At 44.9% G+C, this 25,047-nt stretch carries 20 protein-coding genes; 7 read left to right on the top strand and 13 right to left on the bottom strand.

The features are described 5' to 3' along the window. Positions 1-57: 57 nt before the first annotated feature. The 5 genes from proB to AB6F11_RS00690 form a co-directional block, all read right to left on the bottom strand. Complete coding sequence (gene proB, locus AB6F11_RS00670) at positions 58-1,242, bottom strand: glutamate 5-kinase (protein WP_012604650.1); 1,185 nt, start codon at positions 1,240-1,242, stop codon at positions 58-60. Positions 1,243-1,318: 76 nt separating this feature from the next. Beyond that, complete coding sequence (gene crl / locus AB6F11_RS00675; protein WP_017060787.1) at positions 1,319-1,708, bottom strand: sigma factor-binding protein Crl; 390 nt, start codon at positions 1,706-1,708, stop codon at positions 1,319-1,321. 144 nt (positions 1,709-1,852) lie between these two features. Then, a complete protein-coding gene (gene frsA / locus AB6F11_RS00680) occupies positions 1,853-3,106 on the bottom strand; it encodes an esterase FrsA (protein WP_017060788.1) in 1,254 nt (417 codons plus the stop codon). A gap of 89 nt (positions 3,107-3,195) precedes the next feature. After that, the gene (gene tet(34) / locus AB6F11_RS00685; RefSeq protein WP_009847475.1) at positions 3,196-3,660 is read right to left on the bottom strand and encodes an oxytetracycline resistance phosphoribosyltransferase domain-containing protein Tet(34); all 465 of its coding nucleotides are present in this window, start codon (positions 3,658-3,660) and stop codon (positions 3,196-3,198) included. An 84-nt stretch (positions 3,661-3,744) separates the two neighbouring features. Next, entirely contained in the window at positions 3,745-5,034 is a 1,290-nt protein-coding gene (locus tag AB6F11_RS00690) for an NCS2 family permease (protein ID WP_017060789.1), read from the bottom strand. A gap of 1,062 nt (positions 5,035-6,096) precedes the next feature. Between AB6F11_RS00690 and AB6F11_RS00695 the strand changes: the two genes are divergently transcribed. After that, positions 6,097-7,569, top strand: coding sequence for an aminoacyl-histidine dipeptidase (locus AB6F11_RS00695; RefSeq protein WP_017069507.1), 1,473 nt, complete (start codon positions 6,097-6,099; stop codon positions 7,567-7,569). A 138-nt stretch (positions 7,570-7,707) separates the two neighbouring features. On the opposite strand, the gene AB6F11_RS00700 is transcribed toward AB6F11_RS00695, so the two are convergent. Next, positions 7,708-8,247 (bottom strand): DUF3332 family protein, encoded by a 540-nt coding sequence (locus AB6F11_RS00700; RefSeq protein WP_017066819.1) that lies wholly within the window; start codon positions 8,245-8,247, stop codon positions 7,708-7,710. A gap of 271 nt (positions 8,248-8,518) precedes the next feature. Here AB6F11_RS00700 and AB6F11_RS00705 point away from each other — a divergent pair, with 271 nt between their 5' ends. After that, positions 8,519-9,565 carry a succinylglutamate desuccinylase/aspartoacylase family protein gene (locus AB6F11_RS00705; RefSeq protein ID WP_017060792.1) on the top strand — a complete coding sequence of 349 codons (1,047 nt, stop codon included), beginning with the start codon at positions 8,519-8,521 and terminating at the stop codon, positions 9,563-9,565. A 202-nt stretch (positions 9,566-9,767) separates the two neighbouring features. On the opposite strand, the gene AB6F11_RS00710 is transcribed toward AB6F11_RS00705, so the two are convergent. Next, positions 9,768-10,085, bottom strand: coding sequence for a DUF3622 domain-containing protein (locus tag AB6F11_RS00710; protein WP_017069509.1), 318 nt, complete (start codon positions 10,083-10,085; stop codon positions 9,768-9,770). 354 nt (positions 10,086-10,439) lie between these two features. On the opposite strand from AB6F11_RS00710, the gene AB6F11_RS00715 reads away from it, so the two are divergent. Beyond that, the gene (locus AB6F11_RS00715; RefSeq protein WP_102393209.1) at positions 10,440-11,447 is read left to right on the top strand and encodes an adenosine deaminase; all 1,008 of its coding nucleotides are present in this window, start codon (positions 10,440-10,442) and stop codon (positions 11,445-11,447) included. Between the two features lie 67 nt (positions 11,448-11,514). Here the strand turns inward: AB6F11_RS00715 and AB6F11_RS00720 are convergent, their stop codons facing one another. Next, positions 11,515-12,699, bottom strand: coding sequence for an NnrS family protein (locus tag AB6F11_RS00720; RefSeq protein ID WP_102393208.1), 1,185 nt, complete (start codon positions 12,697-12,699; stop codon positions 11,515-11,517). Between the two features lie 288 nt (positions 12,700-12,987). On the opposite strand from AB6F11_RS00720, the gene AB6F11_RS00725 reads away from it, so the two are divergent. Further along, positions 12,988-13,542 carry a gamma-glutamylcyclotransferase family protein gene (locus tag AB6F11_RS00725; RefSeq protein WP_017060795.1) on the top strand — a complete coding sequence of 185 codons (555 nt, stop codon included), beginning with the start codon at positions 12,988-12,990 and terminating at the stop codon, positions 13,540-13,542. A gap of 46 nt (positions 13,543-13,588) precedes the next feature. Here the strand turns inward: AB6F11_RS00725 and AB6F11_RS00730 are convergent, their stop codons facing one another. Further along, positions 13,589-13,921 carry a tRNA-binding protein gene (locus AB6F11_RS00730; protein ID WP_017060796.1) on the bottom strand — a complete coding sequence of 111 codons (333 nt, stop codon included), beginning with the start codon at positions 13,919-13,921 and terminating at the stop codon, positions 13,589-13,591. A 197-nt stretch (positions 13,922-14,118) separates the two neighbouring features. On the opposite strand from AB6F11_RS00730, the gene AB6F11_RS00735 reads away from it, so the two are divergent. Beyond that, a complete protein-coding gene (locus AB6F11_RS00735; RefSeq protein WP_017066816.1) occupies positions 14,119-15,117 on the top strand; it encodes a substrate-binding domain-containing protein in 999 nt (332 codons plus the stop codon). Between the two features lie 219 nt (positions 15,118-15,336). On the opposite strand, the gene galM is transcribed toward AB6F11_RS00735, so the two are convergent. From galM to galE, 4 genes are all read right to left on the bottom strand, one after another. Then, positions 15,337-16,416 (bottom strand): galactose-1-epimerase, encoded by a 1,080-nt coding sequence (gene galM, locus AB6F11_RS00740; protein ID WP_017063325.1) that lies wholly within the window; start codon positions 16,414-16,416, stop codon positions 15,337-15,339. A 111-nt stretch (positions 16,417-16,527) separates the two neighbouring features. Continuing rightward, positions 16,528-17,688 (bottom strand): galactokinase, encoded by a 1,161-nt coding sequence (gene galK, locus AB6F11_RS00745; RefSeq protein WP_017060799.1) that lies wholly within the window; start codon positions 17,686-17,688, stop codon positions 16,528-16,530. A 234-nt stretch (positions 17,689-17,922) separates the two neighbouring features. Next, positions 17,923-18,975 (bottom strand): UDP-glucose--hexose-1-phosphate uridylyltransferase, encoded by a 1,053-nt coding sequence (locus AB6F11_RS00750; protein WP_052878877.1) that lies wholly within the window; start codon positions 18,973-18,975, stop codon positions 17,923-17,925. A gap of 228 nt (positions 18,976-19,203) precedes the next feature. Then, positions 19,204-20,214 (bottom strand): UDP-glucose 4-epimerase GalE, encoded by a 1,011-nt coding sequence (gene galE, locus AB6F11_RS00755; RefSeq protein WP_017070355.1) that lies wholly within the window; start codon positions 20,212-20,214, stop codon positions 19,204-19,206. Between the two features lie 393 nt (positions 20,215-20,607). Between galE and ebgR the strand changes: the two genes are divergently transcribed. Both ebgR and ebgA read left to right on the top strand, forming a co-directional pair. After that, positions 20,608-21,591, top strand: a complete 984-nt coding sequence (ebgR, locus tag AB6F11_RS00760) for a transcriptional regulator EbgR (protein ID WP_102393207.1) — start codon at positions 20,608-20,610, stop codon at positions 21,589-21,591. Between the two features lie 324 nt (positions 21,592-21,915). Continuing rightward, entirely contained in the window at positions 21,916-25,047 is a 3,132-nt protein-coding gene (gene ebgA / locus AB6F11_RS00765; RefSeq protein ID WP_102393206.1) for a beta-galactosidase subunit alpha, read from the top strand.

Here is a 25,047-nt window from a genome sequence, read left to right on the forward strand (position 1 = left end):
TCCCTAAATTCTGTCTGTCTTTGGATGCAAAAAGGTGATTCACCTTATCATCACGAGCTACTCTTGGATTACAACTAGGTCGTCACGGTGAATGACTTCTGACCCATAATCGTATCCAAGGATGTCGCCAATATCTTTACTGTGCTTGCCTGCAATTTTTGCTAGGTCTTGGCTTGAATAACTGGCGATACCACGCGCAATTACTTTGCCTTTGCTGTCTGTGACTTGGGTAACTTCACCACGAGAGAATTCGCCTTTAACTCGAACAACCCCTTTCGCCAACAAGCTGCTGCCTTTGGTGTTGACTGCGTTTACTGCGCCGTCGTCAACCACGATGTCACCTGCTGAAGCAGGGCCCGCTAAAATCCAGCGTTTACGGTTTTCAAGCGCTTCCGCTAAAGGCAAGAAACGTGTGCCTTGTGGGTTATCACTCAGTGAATCAAACACCACATTTTCAGCACTGCCCGCAGCAATAATCACTTCGATGCCTGCGCGACGAGCAATGTCAGCCGCCTGCAGTTTTGTCGCCATGCCGCCAGTACCCAACGTAGTACCGCTGCCACCTGCGATCTTACGCAGCGTGTCATCAATGGTTTTCACTTCTTTGATGAGCTCAGCATTTGGATCTTTACGAGGGTCAGCCGTAAACAGGCCTTTTTGGTCTGTTAGTAGCAAAAGCTTATCAGCACCGCACAAAATACCCACTAAGGCCGACAAGTTATCATTGTCGCCCACTTTAATTTCGTTGGTTGCTACTGCGTCGTTTTCGTTTACTACCGGAATAATATCGTGCTCAACCAGTGCGTTGATCGTGTCACGTGCATTAAGAAAACGCTCGCGATCATCGAGATCAGCACGAGTCAGTAGCATCTGGCCAATCTTAAGGCCATAGATAGCAAACAAAGACTCCCAAACTTGAATCAACTGACTTTGCCCAACTGCCGCAAGCAACTGTTTGCTCGCCATTGAGTTGGGAAGTGCGGGGTAACCAAGGTGCTCACGTCCTGCTGCAATTGCACCAGACGAAACCATAACCACAGAGTGGCCTTGTTTTTTTAATTCAGCACATTGACGAACCAGCTCAACCATATGAGCGCGGTCTAATGCCAATGTTCCACCAGTTAAGACACTGGTACCCAGTTTAACAACGACAGTTTTACGCTGTGTTGTTGTCCCGCTTTGATGATTTGTTGTCATGAAGTCTTTTATGGATAAAACAAATAAGAGGTGATGTTTTAGCAATCAAAAGGGGAATTCACAAGCAGAAAAGGTGCGAAATCGCACCTTTTTGTTTTATATAGAAGAGTAACCTTTAAAATTAGACGAATTCGACAGACTCTTCGTCTAATTGGATACTGATTTCAAACTTACTTTGAAGTTCATCAACCAGTTTCTTGTGGAAGGCTTCTTGAGTTCGAGAGACCTCAGCGACCGCCTTTTTAGGTAACGGCAAAGAATCCCAGTTACCATCGATGTTGTACTTGCCGATATTGTACTTCGCCGAATATCCCTCTTCCGACTTATCCAATTCCAGCCACCAGCCCCAGAACTCGCGTTCTTCTGGTGATTTTTTATCGTTCACACATACAGACAAGCAATCAAAGATATAGTGGCCTTCTTCTGATTGCGGTTCCCTTAAGTAAGGCCCGATCGCCTTTAAAACATTCAACAAGCGGTAATGCGTAGGTTGTTGTGTCACTTCTGACATATTGAATCTCCATTTTCAATGTTAAGAATGACGTTACTCAGACTGTTATACGTAGAAACTACGCATTTGGATTTTATAAATGACCTCTGAGTATCAGGTACTTAGTTTGTACATTTTTCATGCTTAACTAATTTAGGAGAAATGTCATCTAAATAATTCATCCTCAAGCCACTTTATCGCCAATTCGAGGGATTGCTCATAACCTTGTGTAATTGACTTAGCTTTGATTTTCTTCGCTTTTCCGTAATCACTGTAAATAGCAACCAGTTGATTATCCATTGGCGGTGAAACCGGGTCGCCTTCCAGTGCCAATGCCAAGATAGGAACACTGGTTTTACTGTTTGACAGCAAACCTTGTACCTTGAGTGACCACGCCATCAACTGCCCAGAAAGGCTATTGATATCGACCGCCCCTTTACCAAGGCGCGAAGCCAACACATCTAGATGCATTTTAGGCATCTGCTTAAGTTTGTCTGCATGAACAAAGATATCGTGAATTGGCGCGCCTAAAGAAATACACGCTTTAATCTTATGTTGCTCGAGGAAAGATAATCTCACCATCGCATTGCCACCGAAGCGGAAACCAAACAAGCCAACTTTGTGGTGATCGACCCATGGGATGTTAGGCAATTCATTCAGCACTGCTTGGTGAAGACAAGATGAGTCTTCTGTTAACGGCCAATGTGCACTGTGCCCTATTGATGGCATGTCTACCGTTAACATAGCAATGTTCTTAGGTGCTAAATAATCCCTAAACAGGCGCCACATATCGGTTTGCAAGCTATCTAGACCCGCGCTGACAATCACAACCGGTTGTGGTTTATCTGTCTTGGTTAGATGCAAGTTCGCTTTGATCTTCTTGTTTTGGTATGGAATATCAATCTGCTTGACGATCAACTTAGTGTGCTTGATCGCTTCAGAATACGCTGCGTTGGCCAACACTTGAGCCTGAGCTGCCAAGTTGTCGTTCTTGAGGTGTGGGTAACCCGCAATACTGAAGCACAACGATGCGGAAAATAGCTCTTCAGCCATCTCTTCACCATTCTTCTCATTAGAACGATTTTGATGCTGCATACCCAGCTTGGTCCATTCGTATGCCCAGTTACCACTTCGGTAACCCATGACCGTATCAAGCCACTCATCGGTTGTACGAGAGTTATCTGATGACGCGATGCGAGCCAATACCGCTTCCTGCTCTATTGGATTAACGCCTTGCCATACCCACTGAAGACGTCTTAGGTTTCGATACCATGATGAGTTTTGCTGTTCACGTTTCTCATCCAATAGCGCTTCAGAGCTTGGCATGTATTGTGTCAACATTGAGGTCTCTTTCGCTTGCTTGTGCTTTACAAACAAAGTTTCCGAAAGGTTCGAGCTCGTTTCTTCTGGTTCAGACATTGGGATACTTAATAAGAAATGGTTGTCACTAATAATATAAAAAAAAATGACCCTATAAAGGGTCATTTCTCAAAAAACTAAGTTTACGCTTATTTTGACTTGCGATTTACTGGCTCTACGTAGCTTAGGCTAGTATCCCAAGGTTGCTCAATCCATGTGTCTTGAGCGATATCAACAATGTACTCGTCTAGCAAATCAGCGCCAGATGGTTTTGCACATACAGCGATCAGTTTCGCTTTAGGGTACATTTCGCGAAGCTTACGTGCAGTGTCACCACTATCAACCAAGTCTTCAACGATTAGGAAGCCTTCGCCGTCACCTTCAGGTGCTTTAACTACTGTCATATCACGTTGGTGATCGTGGTCGTAGCTAGAAATACAAATCGTATCTACGTGACGAATACCTAGCTCACGAGCCAAGATTGCACCAGGAACCAAACCACCACGGCTTACTGCCCAGATGCCTTTCCACTGCTCTGCTGGCATTTGCTTTTCAGCAAGTTGACGGCAGTAAGTCTGCATGTTGTCCCAAGTGATAACGAATTTGTTGCTCATAGTATAAAACCTAATAATTTTGTCATGTTATTAGAGGCTATTTCAAACATAGCCTCTTCAGCGATTAAGCAGAAATCTAGACGATTAAGCGAAAATGTATTTAAGAATAAAGATAGCCGACATTACCCACACAGCAGGTGAAACGTCGCGACCTTTACCACTTAGCAGCTTAATTGCAGCGTAAGCGATGAAACCTAGTGAGATACCCTCAGCGATAGAGTACGTCAGCGGCATAAGCAGACATGTTACCACGACTGGTGCTGCTTCCGTAAGATCACGCCAATCAATGCCAACTAGGCCAGACATCATCAGAATTGCTACATAGAAAAGTGCTCCTGATGTTGCGTAAGCCGGAATCATACCTGCAAGTGGCGAGAAGAAAAGAGCCAGTAGGAATAAGATACCAACAACAACAGCCGTTAGACCGGTACGGCCGCCTTCAGCAACACCCGCAACACTCTCAACATAAGAAGTAGTATTTGATGTACCTAGCAGTGCACCAATAGATGTTGCTGTAGAGTCAGCAAGCAGTGCTTTGTTCAAGCGAGGTAGTTTGCCGTCTTCTTTGATTAGGTTTGCTTTCGTTGCAACACCAACCAGAGTACCCGCTGTATCGAACAAATCGACGAACAAGAACGCGAATACCACTGAAATCATACCGATTTCAAATACAGCAGAGAAATCAAGCTGCATGAATGTAGGAGCAAGGCTTGGTGGTGTAGACATGATGCCGCCGTATTGAACGTCACCAATAACAATGCCAAGAGCTGTGATAGCTAGAATCGCAATCATTACTGCCCCTTTCACGCCACGGTGAACAAGAGCAATCGTTAGGAAGAAACCAAGTGAGCCTAGGATAGGAGCAATCGCGGTAATGTCGCCCAGTGAAACTTTAGTTGCTGGGTTAGAAACAACGATGCCTGCATTGCTAAGCGCAATAAACGCTAGGAAAAGACCGATACCTGCAGAGATACCAACACGCAGAGACATAGGGATCGAGTTGATAATCCATTCACGGATCTTAAAGATGCTTAAGAAGATGAAGATTACGCCTGATACGAAAACCGCTGCCAGAGCAACTTGCCACGTATAACCCATACCCATTACAACAGCGTAGGTAAAGAATGCGTTCAAACCCATGCCTGGAGCTTGAGCAATTGGGTAGTTAGCAACAAAGCCCATGATGAAACAGCCAATAGCAGCCGCTAAACAGGTTGCTACAAATACAGCGCCATGGTCCATACCAGCATCAGCTAGAATCATTGGGTTTACAAAAATGATGTAAGCCATTGTTAGGAAGGTTGTTAGACCTGCGATGATTTCAGTGCGCACATTGGTGCCATTTTCACTGAGTTTGAATAGCTTTTCGAACATTATCGAATCCTATAAGGGTAAAAAGTAAACGGTTGCGTAATCGATTGGCTGTGGATTATAAAGTTATCAAATAACAAATTCCAGATAGAATTAAGGCTCTAATCGATATTTATCAGAATGCCGTATGAAACAAAGCGATTAAAAATGAAGATATCATCGATAAATAACCATTAAAAACAAACAATTAACAACAATAGACTCACTAAAACTAGTTGGTTGTTTTTTCTACCATCGGTTATTTTCATTGATAATCTAGCCAGTAAATTCTGAATTCAAACTCACAATAGTTATGTATTTTTCAACAGGATCAGTAATAAGGCGAAAATTGATATTTCGGCGTTTAAAAAACAACCACGCAGAACAGCAAGGAAAGTGACAAGCGAAAGCGGTTTGGAAAAGTAGCAGGCAAAAAAAACGCCACTCAAAACTGAGTGGCGGTAGAATCTGTCAACCAAAAGGGCTGTAAAAGAATTCCAATATATAGGGGTGAACAAAACTGTTCGAGTTACATGCTTACGGTATTAGTAACCAAAGCTTGTAGGGTATGCAAAGTTGCTAGTGTAAACAGAGCTGTTAATCCAGAACATTGCAGATGGTAAACCTTTCATAACTATCACCTTAATAAATCAATAAAAAACGAATTTGATTTCTCGGTTCCTTGGAGGCGATAAAACGGACTCATCCTTTGAGCATTTACTCTTCATCTCAGAAGCTGGTTATTAATATACCCCAAAGAAAAAAGATTACAAGTATTTTTTGCTATACGTCACATTTTTGGCCATTTACGGTTATTTTGCAAACTTATTTTGTAATAAAATTACAAAATAGAATTAAACAAACGTTTGCCTGCTCCATTTATAAGCATCAAGGCGCTTATCTGTGATCAGATGGACAAGATCGCTTTCAAAATTTGAGCTATTTGAGGTTTAGAACCGCTACTCGTCAAAACGCTCAAGTGGTATGCTGTTGCCATCAAAACAGACCCATATTTTAGATTTTTGTTCTAGGTTTCCCCCATGCAAAACCTAAATATATGGTTATTAAATAAAAAAGGAGTCATCCGTGTCTGAATTCCATTCTGAGATCAGTAAATTATCCCCTACCCCTATCTGGCAGTTCTTCGATAAGATTTGCTCAATCCCACACCCTTCTAAGCATGAAGAAGAGCTTGCTCAATACATTATTGCTTGGGCAACAGAGCAAGGCCTAGATGTACGTCGTGACCCAACGGGTAACGTATTCATCAAAAAGCCAGCAACGGCGGGTATGGAAAACAAAAAGGGTGTAGTGCTACAAGCTCACATCGATATGGTTCCACAAAAGAACGAAGACACAGTTCATGACTTTGCTAAAGATCCAATTCAACCATACATTGATGGTGAGTGGGTTACAGCTAAAGGCACAACGCTTGGCGCTGATAACGGCATGGGCATGGCTTCTTGCCTAGCGGTTCTTGCTTCAAACGAAATCCAGCACGGCCCTATCGAAGTTCTACTAACAGTAGATGAAGAAGCAGGCATGACTGGTGCTTTCGGTCTTGAAGCGGGTTGGTTAGAAGGCGATATCCTTCTTAACACCGATTCAGAGCAAGAAGGCGAAGTGTACATGGGTTGTGCTGGCGGTATCGACGGCGCAATGACATTTGAAATTGCTCGTAATGCGATTCCAGCTGACTTCGTAACACGTAAGCTAACGCTAAAAGGCCTAAAAGGCGGTCACTCTGGTTGTGACATCCACACAGGTCGTGCAAACGCAAACAAACTGCTTGCTCGCTTCCTAGCGGGTCACGCAAAAGAGCTAGACCTTCGCATCGTCGAATTCAAAGGTGGTAGCCTTCGTAACGCGATCCCTCGTGAAGGTTTCGTAACGGTTGCTGTTCCTGCGGCAAACCAAGAAAAACTGGCTTCACTATACAACTACTACACTGAGCTGCTTTCAACAGAGCTAGGTAAAGTAGAAGACAGCATCGTGACTTTCAATGAAGAAGCTTCTGTAGAAATGGGCGCACTTGCGTCAGCAGACCAAGCTCGCTTTATCGCTGCACTTAACGCATGTCCAAACGGCGTGATTCGTATGAGTGACGAGATTGAAGGTGTTGTGGAAACGTCGCTAAACGTAGGTGTTATCACAACAGAAGAGAACTCAATCACAGTACTTTGCCTGATCCGCTCTCTTATCGATTCAGGTCGTAGCCAAGTAGAAAGCATGCTTCACTCTGTTGCTGAACTAGCAGGCGCTAACATCGCGTTCTCTGGTGCTTACCCAGGTTGGAAACCAGACGCAGATTCAGAAATCATGCATATCTTCCGCGACATGTACGAAGGTATCTACGGTCACAAGCCAAACATCATGGTTATCCATGCTGGTCTTGAGTGTGGTCTATTCAAAGAACCTTACCCGAACATGGATATGGTTTCTTTCGGCCCAACCATCAAGTTTCCGCACTCTCCTGATGAGAAAGTGAAGATCGACACCGTTGAGCTATTCTGGAACCAAATGGTTGCATTGCTTGAAGCGATCCCAGAAAAAGCTTAATTCGATAAGCTATGTTTGTTCAGTAAATGGTGTTTTACAGTAAACACCGTTTATCTGAGACAAAATAAAACAGGTACTCAATGAGTACCTGTTTTTGTATCTAATCTTTGTAGCTACTACTTGTGACTAAATAAACAATTAAGCGCGTGAAGCCGCGTAGCTTTCTAGCTCATCAATTGAAGTTTGTGCCACAACTTCGCCATCGATGAAGTACGTCACCATCTCGCCATCACGAACACCGATTAACGTCGCACGCTCACCAGACTGGTAAGTAATGTCCATTTGGATCGTGTTTTCATCAATCTGCTGCATTTGACCTTTTTCGATCACATCTGCACTCGTGATAGGACCCACTGGCGCTTCCGTTAGAGACGGATCAAGTTGGTGGTTGATGTCTAGGTAAGTATCAGTCTTTGTATCAAAGATGTGCGGAGAACCAGTTAGTGGGTTGCTACCAGTCCAGAACTCTAGTGAGTTGAATACTAGGTAATCGGCAGCAACTGTTAGGCCGTAAGCAGGCGCTAGTAGCATGTTCAAACCACCACGAGCGTAACGGTTATCAACAGCCTTCACGTTAAACTTCATTAGATAACCGGTTACTGCGTTACTACCCACACAGCCAGATAGAGCAACAGATACCACTGCTAGTGCTACAACTTTTGAAATTGTTTTTTTCATTTTTATCTCAATATTTGAATTTGGCCGCCAAAAAATGGCGGTGGATAATACCAACGAACTGAATGACAAATATCAGCTCTAAGTTAATGTATTGTCAGAAAATTCAAAATTTTAAACACCCTTCAATTAGCCAGATAAAAAACTGAAACCAATTCAGAAGCCCCTTCATAAAAAACTTTTGTCGTCACCGTAAAGCGATTGATTCGTACTAAAAATCAACGATTGCTACATTCCGTGTTAACGAATTATCACCATGTTGAGAACAACCTAAATGGCAAGACTAAAACCTAATCAACCATTCGAATTACTTGGTTATACTGTTCAGCCAGGACAGCGAATGGAGATTGAACTGCAAGCGGCTCAGCTTTACACGCATTCTCCACTTTCGATCCCGATTGAAATTATTCACGGTCGCCAAGCAGGCCCAACACTGATGGTAAATGCGGCTATCCACGGCGATGAGCTAAACGGTGTTGAGATTGCACGACAACTGACCAATGCGATTGATCCAAAGAAACTGAAAGGGACATTAATTGTTGTGCCTATCGTTAACGTATTTGGCTTTATCCATAAATCTCGTTACCTACCAGACCGTCGTGACCTAAACCGTTGCTTCCCTGGCAGTGAGAAAGGATCGTTAACATCACGTATCGCTTACACCTTCTTTGAGAACGTGGCAAAGCACTGTGATTACATTCTGGATCTACACACGGGCGCGATTCACCGTACCAATCTGCCACAGATTCGTGCAAACCTATCGAACCCTGAGACACTGCGCATCGCAAAAGCGTTCGCAACACCCGTGATTATTGATTCTCCACTGCGCGACGGTTCACTGCGTAGCGAAGCGGAAAAACTGGGTATTCCTGTATTAACTTACGAAGGTGGTGAAGCGCTGCGTTTTGATCACCTCGCGATTCGTGCGGGTTACCTTGGCGTGCATCAAGTGATGAAAGAAATCGGCATGCTGCGCCCTAACCGTAAGAAGTTACCAGAGCCAGTATTGAGTAAATCCACCAGCTGGATCCGCGCTGAATCAGACGGTATTTTGCGTAACATGGTAAGACTTGGCGAACAGGTTGAAGCAGGACAAACCCTTGCTTACATCAGCTCTCCATTGGGTCACCAAGAAGGCCAAGTGATCACAACCAAAGGCGGTATCGTGATTGGTCAGCAAACTCTGCCTTTGGTCAACGAAGGTGATGCTGTGTTCCACATCGCTTACTTCAAGCAAGACGATGAAGAAGTAGGACAATCAGTAGAAAGCTACATTGAAGAAGTGGCAGAAGACGATTGGCTAACTGCACTGAATAACTGATCAGACAATGCTTAACAGTTTAAGAGCTCGACGTTAAAAGCGAGAAGCCAAACCGAGCTCTTAAACACAATAAAACAGAACTCCACAAACTAAAAAGCCCCAAAACACTTTTAACTCGAAAGAAAAAAGTTGTATCGGGGCTTTTTTTTCACAAATCCCTTATCTTAAAATTAAGGGATCTATAAATTAGTCATGCACTGAATTATTCAGCGTCTTGTTGCTCTTCTGCACGAGCTTTAGCGCGCGCTTCACGTGCTTGCTCAGCTTTAAGCTCTTTAGTGTGACGTAGTTCGTCACGCTCTTTACGTTGCTCTGATTTACGCTCGTTACGTTCAGCTTGGTTAGCGATGAAAGATGCTAGCTCTTTCTCTGCCCACTCTTGTGCTAGAGCTTCAGTTTCGAAACCAGACTCACGCTTAGATACTGTAGTGCTGCGAGACGTTACTTGACGAGTAATCTCTGCACACCAACCGTTGCGTTTTTCTGTAAGGCGGATATCAAATTTTTTGTTCTTAGACATGTTCTATTTTTTCCTAAGGGAGATCATTAAGGGATCGGTCAACTTTGATAACTCCATCTAAGTGAGCATCTTTTAACACCATCCCTTGGTAAGCGCGGTATTAGAGCACAAATCAATGAATATTGCTGCAAATATTTGCAGCGGATCACACTCCAATGCTGCAAATCGTTTGCGCCTAATTTCAATCGGTTCATAACTCTCGGTTCACCATCAACTTCTATCCTATTTTATCGATAACAATGAAATGAACTATGCTCAAACAGAGATAAATGAAAGAGATACCTGCTTGCTCAGGTTTATAGACTCTACTGTCTCACCTACTCCGCTCATAATTAAAATAGCTAAGGAGTTGCTATGGATAGCTTCATCAAAAATTTACCCAAAGTTGAGCTGCACTTACATATAGAAGGCACATTAGAGCCAGAGCTGATGTTCCAACTCGCCAAGCGTAATAACCTGTCGATTCCCTTTGAGACCCCAGACCAAGTTCGAGACGCGTACCAGTTCCACAATCTTCAATCCTTTCTCGATATCTATTACCAAGGTGCAAACGTACTGATTCATGAACAAGATTTCTACGACCTGACGTGGGCTTATCTGTTGAAGTGTCAGCAAGATAATGTGGTTCATACTGAGATCTTCTTCGACCCTCAGACTCACACTGAACGCGGCATTGACTTTGAAGTCATCGTTGGCGGGATTACTCGAGCTTTGAATCAAGTGGAGCAAGAGCTTGGTATCAGCAGCCAACTGATCATGTGCTTTCTGCGTCATCTCGATGAAGACAGCGCTTTTGAAACACTCAAACAAGCCCTTCCTTATAAAGATAAGATCATTGCCGTTGGGTTAGATTCATCAGAACAGGGCAATCCACCAGAGAAGTTTAAACATGTATTCCAAGCAGCGATCAACCAAGGCTTTCTGACTGTCGCGCACGCCGGAGAAGAAGGCCCAGCACAAAATATTAGCGACGCACTGAGCTTGCTAGGCATTACCCGAATTGATCATGGCGTTCGCTGTGTAGAAGATGAAGAGTTGATGGAACAGCTAATAGCAAAACGTACACCACTGACCGTCTGCCCGCTGTCGAATACCAAGCTCAAGGTGTTTGAGACCATGCAAGAGCACAACATCGTCGAGTTGCTGAGAAAAGGGCTGTGCGTCACCATCAATTCCGATGATCCGGCTTACTTCGGCGGCTATATGAATGATAACTTCCTCGCCGTCGCCAATGCTCACCCAGTGACCAAAAACGAATTGGCGCAGTTCAGTATTAATGCCATCGAAGCCAGTTTTATCTCGCCTCACGCCAAGGAAGATCTCATCACACAGGTACGCCAATACCTTGCTGCGAGTACTTAATGAGTTATCAAGATCAAAAAGGGAAGCTCTGAGCTTCCCTATCTATATCAATAGATAACTAATTGGCTTAGCCCGGGTGACCATCCACTCTTGGCGTTAACAGCATCATCCCAAATTTCCAGATAAATAGACCGAACGCTAACGTCCATAAACCCGCGCTGATATTGACCATCTCAAATAAATACGCCGGGAAGAATGTCACACCTAAACTACGAACGAGTGCCGCGATAAATATAGCCGAGAACGCCAAAGCCATACTTGGCCCTTTATAGATAGCACGGCCAGTATGTCCCATTGTCACGCGCGTGATCATCGCCAGAATTAACCCACTCAAACCGCCAATCGCAAACAGGTGCAGCATGTTATGGCTCGCGAACGGGTTATCTAGCAAACCGCGTAACAGCAAGCTGAGAGGGATACATAGGTAAGCCGCATGCAGCGACCACACCAAGGGTTCTGATAGTGTTGTCCAAGGCTTCCAGCGGATAAAGCGCACCAACTGTGTCACACCTGCAAATACCATCAACTCATTGCCGACTTGAGCAAAGGTCAATGGGAAGAAGCTCAACACAAATAAGCCAACCAAAGGTAGATTGGCTAACCATTCCAACCAAACCAAGGGCTGCGCTTTTTCGAAATCAAAACGACGCGCTGTAAAGAATGGGAGCACTCGCCCACCCATCACTGATAACAGCAAGGTAAACCACCACAACATAGCCTGCCAAACTGCAGACGATGGGAATGGAGGCATCCCCTTAATGGTCGCGTAACTAGCAAAGTTCGCCACGATAGCCAATATAAACAGTGGCACAAAGAATAGATTCTTCCAGCCTTTCGACTTCACGACTCGGAAACCAATTTCGTAGGCGGCGAAGATTAAGAACAGCGCCTCAACCGACGAGATCAGCCATAACGGAGCGGGTGTCCAAAACAGAATACGAGGTGCGATCCACAAACCGACTAGCGCAGCTAATCGATAATGCTTGGTGCCATTGACACCCGTCCACGTTTGTACTGCCGTTAACACAAAACCGACCACTATCGCCATTGAGAAACCAAACAGCATTTCATGTACGTGCCACCAAAGCGCCGGTACTTTTAGCATTTCAGGCTGACCGTTTTGGAACATGATGACCCAAGCGACAATCGCGATCACGGCATAGAGACTGCCTAAAAAGAAGAAAGGTCGAAAGCCTAAACGCAGGTAGGCTGGAATCGCGTCTTCTACACTTTTATCTGTGATATTTAACAAACTCGCTCCTAATTCTCAGATAAGCGGCCAAGGTATTACCTAAACCAAATTTTGTGTGCATCAAATCCGATGCAATATGCAGATCACATTGCATGAAACGCGCCAATTAGATAAAACCAGTAAAAACAGCGACTCACGAGATTCAATAGCCAATAAATAAGTCAAAAAAACACAACCAAAAGAGTCATAAAGACATATACATGTATAAATAGAAACTTACTGACTTTTGGTATCTCGCCACATATAGTAAGACTAGACTTAAATGGAACAACTCAGACAAGGAATGCGATGTATATTTTTGGTTATGGCAGTTTAATCAACTCATCTTCACGTCAGCTTACCGGTCAGACAGGGCAAGCGATCCCTGCGATTGTTCATGGTTTGATTCGCCATTGGAGCAAGATCGATGACAGCTATGTCTTATCCCCTTTGATCGTCAATCTCGGCGAAGGACAAGTGAATGGTGTGTTGCTTGAGGTGGATGATATTGCACTGGCTGAGTTTGATCGCCGTGAGCGTGGTTATCACCGTATCGAATTAAAGGCCTCTCAGATAGAAAGCCAAGATGAATTCAAACAGGATCAACCGATCTGGGTTTACATCAAAGACGAGATTGAAGCACCTTGCGAAAACAGCCCTATCGTTCAAACCTACGTCGATACTGTATTAGCAGGATGTTTAGAGGTGTCTGAAAGCTTTGCGGCGCACTTCGTTAAACACACACAAGGTTGGCATCACCCATTAGAAAATGATCGCCACCAGCCTAAATACGGCAACCTTGCTGGGGTTTCCGATCACCATCACAGTGTGATTGATGGCTTGATACTAACTGTACGCAGCTAGTTGATTTAGGTTGGTGAACACATTGACTCACCAACCTAAAGTGAGCTTAAACGACACGAATACCTGCTGGCATCGCACGTTCAGGTGTTAGCAATACACTTTCAGATTCATCTTCCGTTTCTGCACAAAGCAACATGCACTCAGAAGTGTGGCCTCTCATCTTCGCCTTCGCTAGATTGCACAAAACAACAACCTGCTTACCCATCAACTCTTCTTCTGTGTAGTAAGGGACTAGGCTGGTCACCGTTTGCAGTGTCTTGTCACCAACATCCACTTGCACTATGTAAAGCTTGTCGGCGTTTTCATGACGCACAACCTCAATGATCTTACCCACACGCATTTCTAACTTAGCAAAGTCACCATAAGAGACAGTATCCATTTCTCACTTCCTATATTGGTTTATTTTCACTCATTAAATCATTTACTAAAATTAAGTAAAATGTAAATGTTTACACTAGCATTAAGCCTAATAATTACAAGCGGTAAAGATCTCATTACTGGAAGTAAAATGAGAGTTTCGTTGCCTTACTATCATTGTCGGTGTTAAATAGATGAAGCAATGTATAGAGGTTAAAAATGGCAACAATTAAAGATGTAGCAAAGGAAGCTGGTGTTTCTGTTGCAACCGTATCTCGAGTGATCAACAAGTCTCCCAAGGCGAGTGCAAGCTCGGTAGAATCTGTAACTAAAGCGATGTCTAAACTTGGCTATCGACCGAATGCCAATGCTCGAGCGCTGGTAAGCCAAAGCACGAACACTGTTGGTGTATTGGTCGGTGACATCTCCGATCCCTTTTTTGGCACGCTGGTTAAGGCTGTCGACAATGTCGCTCGTGAGAACGGAAAACATATCCTTGTCGGTAATGGCTCGCACGATCGTGAAGAAGAGAGACAAGCGATTGAATTGCTGATTAACAGCCGTTGTGACGCCCTGGTGATCCACTCTAAAGGCCTCACCGACGAAGAACTGATTGCCTATGCAAAAGAGGTCAAAGGCTTAGTACTGATCAACCGTTATATTGCTGAGATTGCCAACCACTGTATTTTCTTAGACAACAAAAAAGGTGCGTATCTTGCGACGGAATATCTGATCCGCCATGGCCATAAGAACATTGCCTGTATCGCCTCATCGCATAGCATTGAAGATGCCGATGAGCGTATCCAAGGTTACTTAGCGGCACTCTCAGATTACAAAATAGCGCTCTCTGACAGCTATATTGAATACTCAGCGCCGACCAGTGACGGTGGCGAATACGCCATGACTAACCTTCTGACTAAGTCACTGCCAATCACTGGCATTGTGGCGTACAACGATTACATGGCAGCTGGTGCTTTGTCTGTCCTTGATGAAAACGGTATTCAAGCGCCAGACAAAATGTCGATCATCGGTTTCGATGATGGTTTGATTGCCCGCTATGTTCATCCAAAGCTCACCACTATTCGCTACCCGATTCAGATGATGGCAGAGAAAGCGACACGACTCGCGTTGCACTTAGCCAAAGGTGAAAACACCTCAACTGAACCAATGATGTTCTCTCCAACTCTGGTACGCCGTAATTCGGTAGAGAAAGTCTAGGTTCTGGTCGACTCATCAAGCAATAAACAAAAAAAAGCCCTAACAGAATCGCTTCTGTTAGGGCTTTCCTACCTTACTCAGATACTCAACAATCGCGCTTAATAAACCGCACTCTTGTTGAGCGCCACTTTTGCTCATCCCCCAAGAACAACGCGATAATTCACATCGTCCTATTCACAAACAAAAGATATTGACGTAACCGCTTTGAGCTAGAGCGTACTAGTTTGAAGAATCCCCCGAAAATTCAAACTGGTAACAGGTACTGTAGTTATATTCTTGTTCAGGCTTGAGAATACAACTGTCCTGCTTCCACTCTGGGTGGTTAGGAGAGTCAGGTAAGAACTGGGTTTCTAGCGCCAAACCAGCGTAGTCTTCATAGCTGCCACCACTTCGGTTTGGTGTGCCACCAAGCCAGTTTCCGGTGTATAGCTGCATCGCAGGTTTGGTTGAAAATACTTTTAGTGTGACGAGCGCATCCGGTGAGGTTACGGTCGCGGCGCATTGAGTGCGTTTGCAGCCATCAGCCAATAAGAAAGAGTGGTCGTAACCCTTTGCTGCTTTCTGCTGTTCATCGCCCAACAAACGCTCTGAGATCATCATAGGCTGATTGAAGTCAAAGCTGGTCGATTTCACTGATTTAAGGTTACCTAACGGAATACCCACCGAATTGGTCGGTAAGAACTGATTAGCATTGATACTGACAATGTGTGACAAACAATCGTGTCCAGCTTCAGCGCCAAGTAGATTGAAGTACGCATGATTCGTTAGGTTGACTACAGTCGGCTTGTCTGTGGTTGCAGAGTAATTAATGGACACTCGATTGTCTTCGGTGATGTCATAACGTACCGACACATTCAAATTCCCCGGGAATCCTTGGTCGCCATCAGCAGACTCTAGACTGAACACCACTGACGTTTCGGTTTGCTCGGCAATATTCCAACGGCGTTTATCAAATCCGTTCGGGCCACCATGTAAGGTATTGCCCGCTTGGTTGGTTTCCAGCTTGTAATTCTGACCATCAATTTTGAAACGACCATTAGCAATGCGGTTAGCATAACGGCCAACGGTTGTGCCCATATAGCTGGCTTGTTTATCGAAGTTCTCCATTGAGTTAACACCCAACAACACTTCTCTTTTGTTTCCCTTTACTGGCAGGATACAGCTCAACCATGTTGCACCAATATCCATGAATGTCACTTGAATGCCATGCGTATTTGATAGCGTCACTAACTGAGCGGGTTGGCCATCATAGGCTGGAGTCTGCGCCATGGATTGATGCAGGTTTTGCTCTTGTGTCATTCTAAATTCCTTCTAGTGCCAGTAAAAAGCCTCTACCTGAAGTAAAGGCTTTAGCATTTGGCCTACCATGATCTTTTTACTTGGTAAGCTCTATATTAAGTCTCGAAGCCGTTAGATTACTTCAACTAAGCCTGCTCCGTCTTTCGCTTGGCACACATAAATAGATTCTTTTAGCCCCGTCGCCGCTTGATATTTCTGTTCAACGGTTGTTTTGATTTCATCAACCAATGCAGGTGGAACCAATGCCACAATACAACCACCGAAACCACCGCCAGTCATACGCACGCCACCTTGTTCACCGATCACTTCTTTGACCATATCAACCAGCGCATCAATCTCTTTCACCGTGATTTCAAAATCATCACGCATTGATGCATGCGATTCAGCCATCAACTCGCCCATACGCTTCATATCATGAGTGCGTAGAGCTTGAGCCGCTTCAACAGTACGGTCATTTTCAGTAATCACGTGACGAGCACGTTTCGCGACCATTTCATCCAATTCAGACTCTTTCGCTTTGAATTGCTCAATGGTCACATCACGAAGTGCCGGAACACCAAAGATGCGCGCCGCTTCTTCACACTGTTCACGACGTGTGTTGTATTCGCTGTCGACTAAGCCGCGTTTCTTGTTTGAGTTAATGATAACCACAGCCATATCTTCTGGCATTGAAACCGCTTGAGTCTCTAGGCTACGACAATCCAAAAGCATCGCGTGGTTTGCGCGACCTTCTGCAGAGATCATTTGGTCCATGATGCCGCAGTTACAGCCCACAAATTCGTTTTCGGCCTGCTGACCATTTAGCGCCACTTCAGCTTGGCTGATCTCTAGGTTATAAAGCACCTTGAATGTTTGACCAATCACCACTTCCAGCGCCGCAGAAGAACTTAAACCTGCACCTTGAGGCACGTTGCCCGTTACAGAGATGTCTGCACCTGTAAATTCAAAGCCGCGACCTTTTAAGCACTTCACCACACCACGAATGTAGTTCGCCCACATCTTGTCTTGTTGGAATGTGATCTCTTGAGTTAAATCGAACTCATCGACTGCATTACCGTAGTCCACTGATACTACGCGAACAATGTTGTCGTCACGCTTAGCCGCGGCGACTACCGTTTGGTAGTTAATGGCACACGGTAGAACAAAACCATCGTTGTAGTCAGTGTGCTCGCCGATCAGGTTCACACGACCTGGTGCTTGGATAATATGAGTCGCTTGGTAACCAAGGACTTGCTCAAAAGATGCTTTCACGTTTTGGATTAGGTCAGACATAAGTAAACTCTCTGGTTAAACTCTTTGTTCAATTGGTTATGGCCCCTTCACGGCACCACTTTAATTCTTTTAGATTCCCTATATCGTTCGTCGCTCACGGTAGGGAATGACAACATCAGCGACTAAACTTTTAAGCTTCTAAGCTCTTAAACTTATGGGCTTTTCATCTGCCGTCATTCCAGAATCGAGGGACGAGATATCAGGAATCTCGCTTGTTATCTACGAAGCAACGTATTACTGCTCTTTATAGTGAACGTCACTCAAATCACGCAGACGCTGCGCTGCTTGTTCTGCGGTTAAATCACGCTGAGACTCAGCCAACATTTCGTAGCCGACCATGAACTTGCGAACCGAAGCACTACGTAGCAATGGCGGGTAGAACAACGCATGCAGTTGCCAGTGATCGATGTCCGTGCCTTCTTCAAAGAACGGCGCATAGTGCCAACCCATTGAGTACGGGAATGAGCATTGGAACAAGTTGTCGTAACGACTGGTCAGCTTCTTAATCGCAAGCGCTAAATCATCACGCTGCTCGTCAGTCAGTTCGCTCATACGGCGAATGTGCGTTTTTGGTAGCAACATGGTTTCAAATGGCCACGCCGCCCAGTAAGGCACCACCGCAATCCAATGTTCAGTTTCAACCACAGTGCGAGAGCCGTCTTTCATTTCAGCTTCAACGTAATCCACTAAAAGATTCGAACCTTGTTGTTCGAAGTACTCTTTTAACAATTTCTCTTTGCGTTCAATCTCGTTGGGCAAAAAGCTGTTTGCCCATATCTGACCGTGCGGATGAGGCTGAGAACAGCCCATGGTCTCGCCTTTGTTTTCAAACGCTTGAACCCATAGGTAGTCTTTACCTAGCTCTTCAATCTGTTCATTCCATGTGTCGATAACACCGCGAATCTTGTTTACTGGTAACTCTGGCAGCGTTTTGCTGTGGTCCGGAGAAAAACAGATCACGCGGCTCAACCCGCGAACACCTTGAGTCTTGAATAGAGGGTTATCAGACTCTGGAGCGTCAGGTGAATCAGGCATCAACGCCGCGAAGTCATTACTGAATACATAAGTGCCGTCGTAGTCTGGGTTTTCGTCGCCCGAGATACGCGTATTGGTTGGGCACAAGAAACACTCTTTCTCATACGCAGGAAGCTGCGCAGTCGATGGTTTTTCATCTTGGCCACTCCAAGGACGTTTTGCTCGGTGCGGTGATACTAAGATCCACTGACCCGTTAATGGGTTATAACGACGATGCGGGTGGTCTACTGGGTTAAATTCAACTTTTGACATGTTTAGATTGCTCTCAAATTTTGTGTCTTGGTCAATTCACCAAGATGAATAATTCTTCTACAAGGAGATTCCCTATCACGCTCGTGCCTCGCTGTAGGGAATGACGTGTAATCTCGTTGTGCTATTTGTGCAAAGGCCACCACTTCATAGCCTTATGCTCATCCGTCATTCCAGAATAAAGGCACGAGATATCTGGAATCTCTATTTTTTCAATAGCTTAAAAGTTCTTTAGTAACCTTGTGGGTTATTCGACTGCCAATTCCATGTATCCGCCGTCATCTCCATCACGCTACGCGTCGCCTTCCAGCCAAGCTCGCGCTCTGCTTTTTCAGTACTTGCCCAACATTCGGCAATGTCACCTGCGCGGCGTGGGCAAAGTTCATAAGGAACCGGTTTGCCCGATGCTTGTGCGAAGGCTTCAACCATCTCGAGTACACTTGAGCCTTTGCCCGTACCTAGGTTGTAAATGTGTAAGCCCGCTTTCTCGCCAACCACTTTTAGTGCTGCGACGTGACCGTCCGCTAAATCCATTACATGAATATAGTCACGAACGCCTGTGCCATCGACTGTTGGGTAATCGTTTCCAAAAACAGCCAGTTTTTCACGGCGACCGACGGCTACTTGAGCAATAAACGGCATTAAATTATTTGGGATACCTTGTGGGTCTTCACCCATAGTGCCCGATGGATGTGCGCCAACTGGATTGAAGTAACGCAGTAAAGTGACGCTCCAGTCGTTCTCCGCGTTGAACAGATCGCTCAAGCACTCTTCCACCATATATTTGCTGCGACCATAAGGGTTAGTTGTCGCGCCAGTTGGTGAAGTTTCAGTAATCGGCACTACTTCTGGATCACCGTAAACGGTAGCCGAAGAACTAAATACGATGCTTTTCACGCCCGCTTTCTTCATGCTTCGAGCTAACACTAGTGAACCATTAACGTTGTTATCGTAGTACTCCAAAGGCTTAGCCACCGACTCCCCTACCGCTTTCAGGCCAGCAAAGTGAATCACCGCTTGGATATCGTTTTCTGAAAACACGCTATCTAGAAAAGATTGGTCACGAATGTCGCCAAGATAAAACGTTGGGCGCTTGCCAGTTAACGACTCGATTCGTTCCAGCACTAGCTCTTTGCTGTTGCAAAGGTTATCAACAATGATCGGCTCCATACCTGCCTGTATCATTTGAATGCATGTATGACTTCCGATGTAACCCATGCCGCCCGTAACCAGTACTTTCACAATCAACCTCTCTTTGTCGTCATTCGTGGGCTAACTCGAACTGACATTCAGCTCAGTAGCACCGTATGTCAGAAATAGTAGCAGCCATTTTGACTATAATTCTGTGATCAAAACCACGAAGTGTAAACGTTTACACTAACTTTCATCATTGGAACTGAACATGGCATAGAGATAACGCATAGCTGTTAACTTCTAATTCATTGAATTTTAATAAGATAATTATAGATAGTCAGATTTGAGACATCACAGATGAGTTGAGCATTTATTTTACTAAAAGTTAATGCAATGACTTCCAGTTTGATTACAATAGGTCTGTAGAATAAAGAGGTGCATTGCTTTTTTACTAAATACCAATTTCAAAGCAGCGCAATGTTCCAATAACAGGAAGTGAGTATGGCAACGTTAAAAGATATCGCGACTGAAGCACATGTTTCATTGGCTACAGTTTCAAGGGTTCTCAATGAAGATCCAACATTAAGCGTCAAGGAAGAGACCAAAAGGCGTATCTTTGAAATTGCAGAGAAGTTGGAATACAAAACCAGCAGCTCACGAAAAACCGTTAGCAGTAAAAAACAAAACCATCACTTCCTAGCCCTGTATAACTACAAGCAAGAAGCGGAAGTTAACGACCCTTACTATCTATCGATTCGCCACGGGATTGAAACCCAATGTGAAAAGATGGAAGTTAAGCTAACCAACTGTTATGAAAGTAAAATACAGATCAATTCAGCACCAATCACAGGTGTTTTGTTGGTGGGTAGAATGACACCAGAGGTTATCGAGCAAGCTAAAAAGCTGAGCGATAATATCTGTTATGTCGATTTTACCGATCACTCAGAACCTTATGACTCTGTCGATATCGACCTGGCTTTGATCAGCAAAGAGATCACCAACTTCTTTATCAACCAAGGCTATGAGCGCATCGGCTTTATTGGTGGCCAAGACGACGTCAATACCCCTGATATTCGTGAAGTCGCTTTTGCTGAATATGGTGGCCTCAAGAACGTTGTCAGTGAGCAAGACATCTACCGTGGTGACTTCTCTAGCTCATCAGGTTACAAGCTTGCAAAACAGATGCTCGCGACGGGCGACTACCCTAAAGCCATGTTTATTGCGTCAGATTCCATCGCAATTGGCGTTTTACGAGCAGTTCATGAGCACGGATTAAACATCCCTGAAGATATTGCGCTGATCAGTGTAAACGACATCCCAACAGCTAAATTTACCTTCCCATCTTTATCAACTGTTCGTATTCACTCTGAATTGATGGGAATTCAAGGCGTTAATCTGCTGATTGAGAAAGTACGCGACGGCCGAACCATCCCACTACGTGTCTATGTACCAAGCAAACTCAAGCTGCGCGATACAACAAAATAATTAAATATATCAAGTAGATAAATAAAGGCTACCTTTGTTGAAGGTGGCCTTTTTTGTGCCCGTCACATACATCAATCTCCACGTATCCCCCTCTTTAATCTGCTACATAAATCAGCCAATAGCATTCTTTTAAGTGGATCACACAGCGCCGTAAAAAGACCATAAAAAACGTGATGAAGTTAAAGTAAAACGTTTTCACCATTTTCATTTAGTAAAACTTTTACTAATAATTACCTCAATCCAAAAATACTCGTATTCACTACGACCCAATTACGCATAAGAACGTCGGTCAGCAAACTGCATTCAGACCGAGAGAGAGGCAACGTGAACAACTGGGAAAACTTCCTGAACTTACATGAGAACCGTATGGCACCACGTGCTTACTTCTTCTCATACGCATCAGAAAAAACCGCTAAAACATTTCAACGTGAACTAAGCAGCCACTTCCAACTATTGAGTGGCCAATGGAATTTCAGCTATTTCACCAATCCGCTATTGGTTCCTGAAGAGTTCTATTCTCAGGAAATGAGCGACTGGGGAAATATCACGGTTCCAAACATGTGGCAAATGGAAGGCCACGGCGATCTTCAATACACAGATGAAGGTTTCCCATTCCCAATTGATGTGCCTTTCGTACCATCAGACAACCCAACCGGCGCATACCAACGCTCTTTCTTCCTTGGCGAAAGCTGGGACGAGAAACAAACCATCATCAAATTTGATGGCGTTGAAACTTACTTCGAAGTTTACGTAAACGGCGAATACGTGGGCTTCAGCAAAGGCAGCCGCCTAACCGCTGAGTTCGATATCTCTAGCCAGGTAAAAGCAGGCAACAACCTACTTTCTATTCGTGTGATGCAGTGGGCCGACTCCACCTACATTGAAGACCAAGACATGTGGTGGACGGGCGGTATCTTCCGTGATGTTTATCTAGTAGGTAAAGAACAACTGCACGTTCAAGACGTTACCGTTCGCACTGACTTCGACGACGCTTACCAAAGCGCGACCCTGTCGTGCAAAGTGGAACTAGAAAACCTAGCAGCAGCGGCAAACGCAACCCTTGAGTACGCATTGCTTGATGGCAGCCAAGTTATCTCGCAAGGCTCAGTAGATAACTTAAGTGTTCCTAACCAACAGACTGGCGGCAATGCGAACACTCAATTCTCTATTGATGTGGTTAACCCTGTTCAATGGAACGCTGAGAACCCTTACCTGTACCAACTGCTGCTGACGCTGAAAGACGCTGACGGCAAGGTGTTGGAAGTGATTCCACAGCGAGTTGGTTTCCGCGACATTAAAGTTCGTGATGGTTTGTTCTACATCAACAACAAATACGTGATGCTGCACGGCGTGAACCGTCACGACAACGACCACCTGAAGGGTCGTGCTGTAGGCATGGATCGCGTAGAGAAAGACTTAGTGTTGATGAAGCAACACAACATCAACTCAGTACGTACTGCACACTACCCGAACGATCCACGATTCTACGAACTGTGTGATATCTACGGCCTATTCGTGATGGGCGAAACCGATGTTGAAACACACGGCTTTGCTAACGTTGGCGACCTAAGCCGCATCACTAACGATGCTGCGTGGGAAGCGGTGTTTGTTGAACGTATCGAACGTCATATCCACGCTCAAAAGAACCACCCTTCTATCATCATGTGGTCTCTAGGTAACGAGTCTGGTTACGGCTGCAACATCCGCTCTATGTACGATGCTGCAAAAGCAATTGATGACACGCGTCTGGTTCACTATGAAGAAGACCGTGATGCTGAAGTGGTCGACATCATTTCAACCATGTACTCACGCGCTCAACTGATGAATGCCTTCGGTGAATTCCCACACGAAAAACCACGCATCATCTGCGAATACGCACACGCAATGGGTAACGGCCCGGGTGGTTTAACTGAATACCAAAACGTGTTCTACAAGCATGACGCAATTCAAGGTCACTATGTTTGGGAATGGTGTGACCACGGCATTCTAGCGCGTGATGAAGCAGGCACAGAATTCTACAAATACGGCGGTGACTACGGTGACTATCCGAACAACTACAACTTCTGCATGGATGGCTTGATCTACCCAGACCAAACGCCAGGCCCTGGCTTGAAAGAGTACAAGCAAGTGATTGCCCCAGTGAAGCTTCGCGATTTCGATGCACAAACCGGCACCTTCACGGTAGACAACAAGCTTTGGTTCTCAAACATCAATGACTACACCATCACTGCGGAAATCCGCGCTGAGGGTGAAACCATTGCCGTGCAACACATCAAGGTTGAAGAGCTGGCTGAAAACTCTAGCCGTGAACTGACTCTAAACTTGCCACAGCTTGATGAGCGTGAAGTGTTTGTGAACTTCACGGTTCGTAAGGATTCTCGTACTTCATACAGCGAAGCGAACCACGACATCGCGGTTTACCAGTTCCAAGTGAAAGAGAACACAGCACAACTTGAAGCGTTCACTAACAACAATGCGACAGCGCTAAATGTTGAAGAATCTCGCTTAGCCTACCTAATCAAAGGTCACAACTTTGCTCTGAACTTCTCGAAAGTGAACGGCAAACTGACGTCATGGTTAGTCAATGGCGAGGAACTGATTAAGTCTGAGCCTAAGCTGAACTTCTTCAAGCCAATGATCGATAACCATAAGCAAGAGCACGATGGTTACTGGGAGTCTGCACACTTGCAAATTATGCAGGAGCACTTCCGTAGCATTGACCTTGAATGCGTTAACGTTGAACAGGTAAATGGCAAGGTAGAGATCACCACCACCAGCATCATTGCTCCACCAGTATTCGATTTCGGCATGCGTTGTGAATATCGCTACCAAGTTAATGCTGAAGGCCAATTGAACGTTGAGCTAAGCGGCGAACGTTACGGTGAGTACCCTCATGTAATTCCTGTGATTGGTTTTGATATGGGCATCAACGGCGACTTCGACCAAGTCCAATATTACGGACGCGGCCCTGAAGAGAACTACCAAGACAGCAAGCAAGCCAACATGATTGATGTGTACCAATCAACCGTTGCAGACATGTTCGAGAACTACCCGTTCCCACAGAACAACGGCAACCGCCAACACGTTCGTTGGGCTGCGCTTTCAAGCCGCGCGGGTAATGGTATTGCAGTAAAACCACAGCAAGAAATCAACTTCAGCGCATGGTTCTACACCAACCAAAACCTGCATCAAGCACAGCACACGATTGAACTAGAGAAGAGTGGCTACATCACCCTAAACCTAGACCACCAAGTGATGGGCTTAGGTTCAAACTCTTGGGGCAGCGAAGTGTTGGATTCTTACCGCGTGTACATGGACGAGTTCCGCTATGGCTTAACTCTGATTCCATTCAAAGCAGGCGATTGCGACGCACAACACCTAATCAATCACAACTTTGGTGACGAGTTCTTCACGGCGAATACGCCAACAACTCAACCACAACAGAACGAGGCATAA

It is taken from the genome of Vibrio sp. 10N.247.311.14 (assembly GCF_041467715.1).
GTDB classification, from domain to species: Bacteria; Pseudomonadota; Gammaproteobacteria; order Enterobacterales; family Vibrionaceae; genus Vibrio; species Vibrio crassostreae_C.

Bases quoted from the DNA above. Each gene is read 5' to 3' on its own strand.
- galK (WP_017060799.1), bottom strand. From the start codon at position 17,688: ATGTCTGACCTAATCCAAAACGTGAAAGCATCTTTTGAGCAAGTCCTT.
- AB6F11_RS00730 (WP_017060796.1), bottom strand. From the start codon at position 13,921: ATGGATACTGTCTCTTATGGTGACTTTGCTAAGTTAGAAATGCGTGTG.
- ebgR (WP_102393207.1), top strand. From the start codon at position 20,608: ATGGCAACGTTAAAAGATATCGCGACTGAAGCACATGTTTCATTGGCT.
- AB6F11_RS00735 (WP_017066816.1), top strand. From the start codon at position 14,119: ATGGCAACAATTAAAGATGTAGCAAAGGAAGCTGGTGTTTCTGTTGCA.
- AB6F11_RS00710 (WP_017069509.1), bottom strand. From the start codon at position 10,085: ATGTCTAAGAACAAAAAATTTGATATCCGCCTTACAGAAAAACGCAAC.
- AB6F11_RS00690 (WP_017060789.1), bottom strand. From the start codon at position 5,034: ATGTTCGAAAAGCTATTCAAACTCAGTGAAAATGGCACCAATGTGCGC.
- crl (WP_017060787.1), bottom strand. From the start codon at position 1,708: ATGTCAGAAGTGACACAACAACCTACGCATTACCGCTTGTTGAATGTT.
- frsA (WP_017060788.1), bottom strand. From the start codon at position 3,106: ATGTCTGAACCAGAAGAAACGAGCTCGAACCTTTCGGAAACTTTGTTT.
- galM (WP_017063325.1), bottom strand. From the start codon at position 16,416: ATGACACAAGAGCAAAACCTGCATCAATCCATGGCGCAGACTCCAGCC.
- AB6F11_RS00725 (WP_017060795.1), top strand. From the start codon at position 12,988: ATGTATATTTTTGGTTATGGCAGTTTAATCAACTCATCTTCACGTCAG.
- AB6F11_RS00705 (WP_017060792.1), top strand. From the start codon at position 8,519: ATGGCAAGACTAAAACCTAATCAACCATTCGAATTACTTGGTTATACT.
- AB6F11_RS00750 (WP_052878877.1), bottom strand. From the start codon at position 18,975: ATGTCAAAAGTTGAATTTAACCCAGTAGACCACCCGCATCGTCGTTAT.
- AB6F11_RS00700 (WP_017066819.1), bottom strand. From the start codon at position 8,247: ATGAAAAAAACAATTTCAAAAGTTGTAGCACTAGCAGTGGTATCTGTT.
- AB6F11_RS00715 (WP_102393209.1), top strand. From the start codon at position 10,440: ATGGATAGCTTCATCAAAAATTTACCCAAAGTTGAGCTGCACTTACAT.